At 50.2% G+C, this 6000-nt stretch carries 8 protein-coding genes; all 8 read left to right on the forward strand.

Annotation, left to right across the window (positions count from 1 at the left end; genetic code table 11):
• Positions 1–550: 550 nt before the first annotated feature.
• A complete protein-coding gene (locus IBT47_RS23240; protein WP_200563322.1) occupies positions 551–1447 on the forward strand; it encodes an integrase domain-containing protein in 897 nt (298 codons plus the stop codon).
• Between the two features lie 305 nt (positions 1448–1752).
• Positions 1753–2100, forward strand: coding sequence for a hypothetical protein (locus tag IBT47_RS23245; protein ID WP_200563324.1), 348 nt, complete (start codon positions 1753–1755; stop codon positions 2098–2100).
• 98 nt (positions 2101–2198) lie between these two features.
• Positions 2199–2540, forward strand: coding sequence for a hypothetical protein (locus tag IBT47_RS23250; RefSeq protein ID WP_200563326.1), 342 nt, complete (start codon positions 2199–2201; stop codon positions 2538–2540).
• A 12-nt stretch (positions 2541–2552) separates the two neighbouring features.
• Positions 2553–2897, forward strand: coding sequence for a hypothetical protein (locus IBT47_RS23255; RefSeq protein WP_200563328.1), 345 nt, complete (start codon positions 2553–2555; stop codon positions 2895–2897).
• Between the two features lie 67 nt (positions 2898–2964).
• The gene (locus tag IBT47_RS23260; protein WP_200563330.1) at positions 2965–3573 is read left to right on the forward strand and encodes a hypothetical protein; all 609 of its coding nucleotides are present in this window, start codon (positions 2965–2967) and stop codon (positions 3571–3573) included.
• Between the two features lie 108 nt (positions 3574–3681).
• Positions 3682–4293, forward strand: a complete 612-nt coding sequence (locus tag IBT47_RS23265) for a hypothetical protein (protein ID WP_200563332.1) — start codon at positions 3682–3684, stop codon at positions 4291–4293.
• A 71-nt stretch (positions 4294–4364) separates the two neighbouring features.
• Complete coding sequence (locus IBT47_RS23270) at positions 4365–4961, forward strand: hypothetical protein (protein ID WP_200563334.1); 597 nt, start codon at positions 4365–4367, stop codon at positions 4959–4961.
• A 74-nt stretch (positions 4962–5035) separates the two neighbouring features.
• Positions 5036–6000, forward strand: a 965-nt coding sequence (locus tag IBT47_RS23275; RefSeq protein ID WP_200563336.1) for an ArdC family protein, incomplete at its 3' end; no start/stop codon positions are given.

The raw sequence follows: 6000 nt of genomic DNA on the forward strand, positions 1-6000 counted from the left end.
ACGACTTTTGCTATGACGCATAAGCCCATTTGGAACATTTGGGCGCTTGCGGAAGACGCATCAGGAGCATGAAGCTGCGCGGCGTCACTTTGGTTCGAGTGAAACGAGAACAAAGTGACGCGCGCAGCGCATAACGACCAAACCCACGCACTGTGCGGTTTTCAGCATGCCGGTACAATCTGACGTGCACGTATTACGTGTTTTCAGATGCTCAACTGGCTATTTATCAACCATGACGCGACGTTAACGAACACCCCGTTAAGGGCGTTTTACTAGAAGGAGAATGATCGACTCGGTATCGATGGCGACATCAGGAAACTGGTGTACGGAGGCAGACTGACTAACGTCAGCACGGCACAAGCCGCAAACAGGTCAGAGACCTGGGGAGCCTCGCAAGAACTCAACATTTCGCCGCCCCGATGCACAGATACCAGTCGAGACGCAGGAAGCGCAAAAGCAACCGTGTCATCGGGGAAGAGATGTACAGATTCAGAGTCATACAGCTGTGGGTTAGCGGGTCAACAGCTGTGGGTTTTGATGGAGAAAAGCAATGTCCGGAAAATTAGGTAAGCAGCTCGTCACGCTCGCACGTCAGGGCGGAGGAAGTTTTAAAACGGTTTCTGATCGTTCAAAGATTGCCAGTCGCTTTTCGGAGCGACTGGCAACCCTTAATATTCAGATTCGGGACGTAAGCCATATTAAAACCAAACATATCGAAAACTATATTCGTAGTCGTCAGGATGAAAATATTTCGTCCCGGACGCTGCAAAATGAAATGGCCGCATTACGTTCAATCCTTTCTCAAGGCGGGCGTAACGTTCTGGCTAATCCATCGCATGAAAAATTGAGTAATCAGGCGCTAAATATATCCGGAGCCAGCCGCGAAGGCACTAAAGTTGCCATTTCTGATGAACGTCTTAAAGAAGTTGTCTTAACGGTTTCAGAAAAAGACAGGGGGGTTGCTTTAGGTGTGCAGCTCGCCAGATATATTGGTTTACGTGCGGAGGAAACGGTTCAGTCGGCAAAATCATTAAAAACATGGCGGAAAAGTCTTGAGGCCGGAAATGATAATGTACGCGTTGTGTTTGGCTCTAAAGGTGGGCGTCCACGTGATGCCACCATTTTTGAGAAAGCCAAGGTTGTTAAGATATTAAATGAAGCTATTCATTACATAGAAAAGAATAACGGTAAGCTAATTGATAAGCCAACGCTTCATCAGGCGCTTGATCGTTATCATAACGTATTACGTGAAAGTGGAATGACCGGAATTCATGCGCCGCACAGTCTCAGATACGCTTATTCACAGGATGCTGTAAACCATCATCTTGAGAATGGCATGAGTCGTAAAGAAGCTGAGGCGCTTGTATCAATGGATCTTGGACACGGCGATGGACGTGGTGCTTACGTTGCCCGGGTTTATAACCGGACAGCTGATCCAGATGAATAAAGGGCTCTTGTAATTTGCCTTAAGCAGACGCTATTATTAAAACGTTTCTTACGTTGTCTTCGGACAACCACCAATGGTCTGTAGCTTGAGATGACCGCCTTCGGGTAGCTGCAAACAACACTCCTGTAGCCTGTAAGGGAGAACACATCAGTGTGGTACATCTGCCCGCCTTTGGAAGCAGATATCGTCAACCACGGCTCCTACTGCCTGGCGATGAAGGTACATTCAACCATCCGGCTCCGGCCTTCGTCCTTCGGGGAAACATTCCCGACAGGGTAAATGTTTCTCTGTTTTCTGGAGAAACTATGTCCATAACCCGCTCGTTTCTGAATGAGTTGCGTACGCCATTCGATCTGGTCCTTTCCGTTGCAACCCGCGTTGCATCTGAATGTCCTGACCTTAAGGCTGCACTCAGGGGAACATCGTGGCTTGCTTCACCTTCCGGTCATTATGAATTTCGTTCCCGTGTCTGGTTTGACTATCAACGTTATCACGCCATTGTTATGGCAAGAACGTTGATTGCAGGCCAGCCAGGCGATGAGTTCATTTTCAGCCGGCACGGTGAGCATTTTACACACAAAGCTGCAGCGAAAGCCGCTCAGCATGCCGCGTCTGATGCTGCAACATTCAGGGTGTTCACCGCCCAGAAATAACAGCTCAGTCGTCTGAACTATACATTCGCCATGCGAATGCCCATCGGGAAACATCTTCCCGACAGGGCAGGTGTTTCCCGCTCAACAGGAGAAACACCATGTATACCCTTTTATTACCAACCTCCTTTTCCATAAAAGGCATCTTTTCAGCAGTTTACGATGCAGCGTCATTCCTGCGGGATTGCGCCGCTGCCGGTAAAAGAAAAGAAGACTGGATAACGAACCGGGCTGGCTCACTCAGCTTTAAGGTTCAGGTTCATCAGTTACCTTCAGGAAAATGGACGGCCGGCATACTTACCCGTTCCGGCACGTTTTACGGTAATCATCGGTTTGGTTCTTTGAAGAATCCGGATGAGGTATTCCGCTCTTACCGTCAGGCTCGCCGTTTTGCACTGAAGCTGGCGAATCAGATGGCAAACCTGCGTTATGCATATCAGTAAGGGAAATGGAATATGACTATTTCAACAAACCTGGCAGATATGCTGCAGTTAGCTGAATACGAGTGCGACATGCTTACAGCATTAGCCTATCAGCGATTTGGTCTGGACGATCTTGATGAGCGGGTGCACCTCGACGGTGAACTGCCCGTCACGATAGCCGTTCAGATCAATGTCATATACAGCCTTGAGTTCGGTATGGTTCAGGACCGTTTTCTCAGTCCTGGCTGTGCAGATTTGGTTGACTCCATCCGAGCTATGAGCATCAGGCTCGACCGCGCTTTACATGAACGGATTTCCATAAATGGACGTTCTGAAGGCCTAGGCGATCTGGCAATTGGCCGATTAGAATCTTTCTAATCTGACTTAACCCTGTGGGGATTTATTCCCCATCAGGGGGATAAATCCCCTTTTTTGAGGATTTATCATGACACCAATCTCCGTACCGCCTCAACACGTTACCTATATTGTGAAGCAGAGCGGATCGATATCCCCGAGCCAGTGGCACAGTTTTACCCTGGCAGTCACAGAAGCATTCTGGCTGTTACCGGTACATCTCCGTCCGTGCTCGCCAACTGACGGTACACGTCTGGAACGCGCATCCATGATGTTTACTCACCCCCGGGCTTTTGAATTCGGCGGAAAAGACGAAGGGAATCATATATCCAAAAGCGTGAAGTTTACCCTGGATATGAGCCCTGATTTGCGTATTGAAACTGAAGGTCAGCCCATCGACTTCTTCACGCGGATTGCGCTGCTGATGCTGTATCACCATTGCTCAGACTGCTTTGAGATAACGTCATCAGTCGGCGGTGTCAGCTGGGCGCTTCCTGTCCGCTGGGCAATACGGCACCAACTGATTGCTGACAGTAATGCTCCTCAGCCTTTCAGCACGGAAGGTTTCATTACCGGCGCAGCTGATGAATTGCTCATCAGAAGTGTTTCCGGGGGGGATCGTCCGTTTACGACGGCTGACTGGGGGCTGATTTCAGAACTTGAGTTCACGCTCGAAGAACTGAAAACCGGCAAACGCTGACATGCCTGAACCATCCTTCCGGGATTAACTCTCCGGATAGACTAACTTAGCCCAACAGGGATTTACCTCCCTGTGGGCGGTAAATCCCCTTTTTAATGGAGATTTACCATGACACATACACTAACTGATCCTCTGGTCCTTCCGGGCGTTTACCAGTTTGAGCAGGGAGCATCCATAAATGATGAACAGTGGTTCAGATTTACCGATGCAGTTAAAGAAGCTTTCTGGCTTCTTCCCGCTCAACTCCGGCCTTATAAGCAGCTGGGTTTTGACATGAACCGCGCGTCAGAACTTTTTGACGAAGAGGGTTCGATCACGTTCAACCATAAGGATAGCGAAGGCTACTGCCTCAATCCGTTCTATCTCAGGCAGACGCTTTCGGATAATTTTCGGTCATACCGTAAAGTGGAGAGCCAGCGATGCAAACAGGATTTATTCATGCGTATCGTGCTGGTTCTTCTGCATAACCTATGTCCGGACAGCTATCACATAACCAGTTCCTGTCCGCAAAGCTGGCATTTCGCGCAGCGATGGCTGGCATGGAATATGGATATGTTTACCAAAGCACCTGAAAAAATACCGGCATCGTTTGTTATACCCGGCGCAATTGAACACCTGCTGCTGGTAAAAACCTCCGGTCCCGGCAAGCAGGTCACCACTGAAGAGTGGGAAGCCATATCAGGCATTGAGTTCTGGCTTGCTCAGCAGCACAACAGCTGACCTGTCTACCCATCCTTCCGGGATTTGCTCTCCGGAAGGAGACAGATCCCGCTATTACAGCAGGTGATCCTATGTTTACTTTCAACAGTGACGCGCTCGCGCAGCTGTTTCATGAAACTTACCATCAGGCTATGTCAGTCAGGCTTGTTATCTGTTCGCAGGAAGGTTTGTTCCTGGAATTCAGGAACAGATTATCCGGTCAGCTTTTCTACCGCAAAGAGCGCATTTATGCCCTTGAATACAGCGGCGGGAGTACCCATCCGGGCGTGCAGGTAGAACTGAATTTTGGTCAGATCTCTGAGACGTTCGATCTGACTGTAGATGACCCGGCCTTTTTCAGTCCCATAACGCCGGCAGACAGGGTGGTTGTTCTGTCTGTCCGTTCACCCTATCAGCTGAAGCGCAAAACCATCAGCTGGCTCAGTCAGCGTAAACTCGCACTGTTCTGTGAACGGATCGACCTGATGAGGACTTCGGATTTTTGTGACTGCAGCTGCGACGAAGAGCGGGCCCGGTGGTTCGGTTCGGCAGCTTCAATGTTTGAAGAAGCAATGTTTACTGACAGTAAGCGGCATGACCGCCACGCTTTCTATCATTCAAGGCAGCAACTCCGGTTGCGGCTGAACAGCATAACCGCCGACGGAAAGATTATTTCTCCGGTGCGTTAACCACTTCCCCTGACGGGCGTATTTCTCGCCCGTCAGGGGAGGGATGCGCCCTTTTTTCATTTAAGGAACATCCCATGACCAAACCAACCAAAACCCGTCGCACGAAGAAAACTGAGAGCGTCGATCTGTACCAGAAGGTCACTGACCGTATCGTTAAGGCACTGGAGAACGGCGTGGCGCCATGGAAAAAACCATGGCGAACTGCTGGCCGCTGCGCCGCTGCGGGTCCGTTACCGGTTAATGCCTTAACCGGTAAGCCTTACAGCGGCGTTAACGTGCTGCTGTTATGGCTGGCCGCAGAGGAAAAAGGATACAGCACCGATCGCTGGGTAACGTATCGTCAGGCGCAGGAGCTGGGCGGTCAGGTTCGCAAAGGTGAAACGTCATCAGAGGCCATCATCTTCAGACCTTTTGAAAAGCAGGCTGAGGATGCCAGCGGAAACAAGCTGTTTGATTCCGACGGTAAGCCGCTGATGGAATCGCGGGCCATGATAAAGCCTAACTTCCTGTTTAACGTCGAGCAGTGTGACGGTTTACCGGACAGTGTTGCGGCTGTACCGCATGAGTCTCCCGTAGCTGAATACCCCGCTACGATCGACTGGCCGACGGAAAAACGGATATGTGAGATTGTGCATATGGCGGGCGTTAAGGTTGAGTTCAGATTACAGAATCGGGCCTGTTACGCCAGACACACTGATTCCATACTGATGCCGAAGGCGGAACAGTTTTTTACCCACGCCGACTACTTCAGCACGTTGCTGCATGAAGTTGTGCACGCCACCGGCCATGAGTCACGACTTAACCGCGAAGGCATAACCAAACCGTCGAAAAAGTTTGGCGATCCGGTTTATGCGTTTGAGGAGCTGATAGCGGAGATGGGCAGCGCGTTTCTCTGCGCCCAGCTCGGCGTGTTTGGCGATGTTCAGCACGACAGCTACATAAAATCGTGGCTTGAGGTACTGAAGTCGGACAAAAAAGCGCTTTTCCGTGCCTGCCGGCAGGCAAGAGAAGCGTCAGAATTCTTACTGCAGTTAGACAA

Origin of the sequence: Erwinia sp. S43, assembly GCF_016624745.1 — a bacterium.
Taxonomy (GTDB): domain Bacteria; phylum Pseudomonadota; class Gammaproteobacteria; order Enterobacterales; family Enterobacteriaceae; genus Erwinia; species Erwinia coffeiphila.